This is a genomic window from Paraburkholderia sp. (genome assembly GCF_050742655.1).
Lineage (GTDB): Bacteria > Pseudomonadota > Gammaproteobacteria > Burkholderiales > Burkholderiaceae > Paraburkholderia.
Genome location: NZ_JBOIGG010000058.1, coordinates 1 through 1,860, shown reverse-complemented (window position 1 = coordinate 1,860; position 1,860 = coordinate 1). Strand labels below are relative to the sequence as shown.

Here is a 1,860-nt window from a genome sequence, read left to right as displayed (position 1 = left end):
GCTCCGGGTAGGCGCAGACGGCATCGCCTTTGCTTTCCGGCAGGCCAAAGCTGTGTGATTTGTTGAACATGGCTCCTTTCGCAAGCTGCAATCAGCCGAACATCAACTTACGGCATCCGTATTGGATGTCCCGCTCTTAATGCCTTCCTGCACGATCTGCCACTTCTCTTCCGGGGATCGATCTACACGTGGTTTCCTGCCCATGTTGCCTCCTGTTTGGAGGCCCTGATCTTACCTAACTGAGGTGTCCAGTTTTAGCGGGGTGCACTACAGAAAAGACAGGAAATCCTACCTTGTAAGTTTTCCATTTTCTCCTTGATATGCTTGAGCGGATCAAGTATGATTGAATCATTATGAATCGCCTGAGCAAAGAACAACGGACAAAGATAATCGCCGCTCTAGCAGGGTGCGGAAAAAGTCCGATTGCTCGTAACAAGATGAGGGGTGGGATCGTCTAAGCAGGCATGCGCGGACACGATGAACAGCAAGAGAGCATGTACAGCTACATATCCCCGGAGAAGCGGGTGCCCTCCGATCATCCCTTGCGGCGACTGCGGGGAATGGTGGACGCGGCGCTGCAGGAGATGTCGCCGCAGTTTGCGGAGTTGTACTCGCGCTACGGGCGGCCGTCGATTGCGCCGGAGAAATTGTTGCGGGCGCTGCTGCTGCAGGTGCTCTACAGCGTGCGCAGCGAGCGGCTGCTGATGGAGCAGTTGGGCTACAACCTGTTGTTCCGCTGGTTCGTGGGGCTGAGCATGGACGATGAGGTGTGGGACGTAACGGTGTTCACCAAGAACCGCGAGCGGCTGCTGGAAGGAGAGATCGCGGAAGCTTTTTTCGAGCAGGTACTGGCGCAGGCGCGAGAGAAAGAGCTGTTGTCGGACGAGCACTTCACGGTGGACGGGACGCTGATCCAGGCCTGGGCGGGGCAAAAGAGTTTTCGGGCCAAGAAGAAGGAAGCGCAGCGCGAGGTTCCGCCGGACGATCGGGGGAATGCGACGGTAGATTTTCACGGGGAGAAACGCAGCAACGAGACGCATCAATCGACGACGGACCGGCAGGCGCGGCTGTACAGGAAGTCGAAAGGGACGGAAGCGAAGCTGAGCTATCTGGGGCATGTGCTGGCGGAGAACCGCAACGGACTGGTGGTGCAGGCGCGCGTGACGATGGCCAGCGGAACGGCGGAACGAGAGGCGGCGCTGGAGATGATCGAGGAACAGACGGGCGGACAACGGCGCGTGACGGTGGGCGGCGACAAAGGATATGACGTGCAGGAGTTCGTGGCGGATGTGCGGGATCTGGGGGTGACGCCGCACGTGGCACAGAACAACCGCAACCGGCGGAGCGCGATCGATGGGCGGACGACGCGCCATGCGGGCTACGAGAGCAGTCAGAGGAAACGCAAGCGGGTGGAAGAAGTGTTTGGTTGGCTGAAGACGGTCGGGTTGCTGCGGCAGACGCGCTACCGAGGAAGAGAGCGCGTGGGCTGGATGTTCACGTTCGCCACGGCGGTCTACAACCTGGTGCGCATCCGAAACCTCACGGCGGAGGCTGCCTAAACCGCCGCAGCGGGCAGAAAACGCATCGAGCTACAGTGCAGCGGGGCTCAGCAACTCCCCGAGCAGACAAAAACCAAGAACAAAAACCGTGACGCACTCCACCAAAAGGCAAAAACTAACTCCCGCGGAGCTTTTTTCCGCAGCCTGCTAGGGCTCCTCTTACCCTAAAGCCAAAGGGCTGATTGGATGACGTTGTCGGCTCCTCGTTCCGAGTAAACTTGGCAGCTGTTGAACGACCAAGGCTCGGAAAAAGGAGCCGAGCAATGTTGATTATAGGATGTGATTTTCATACACGCTATCA

Annotated in this window: 1 protein-coding gene; it reads left to right on the top strand. The window is 58.3% G+C overall.

Annotated features, from left to right (window positions below):
- The first annotated feature begins 464 nt into the window (after nucleotides 1-464).
- Nucleotides 465-1,559 carry an IS5 family transposase gene (locus tag ACREXZ_RS30715; RefSeq protein WP_431767894.1) on the top strand — a complete coding sequence of 365 codons (1,095 nt, stop codon included), beginning with the start codon at nucleotides 465-467 and terminating at the stop codon, nucleotides 1,557-1,559.
- Nucleotides 1,560-1,860 lie beyond the last annotated feature (301 nt).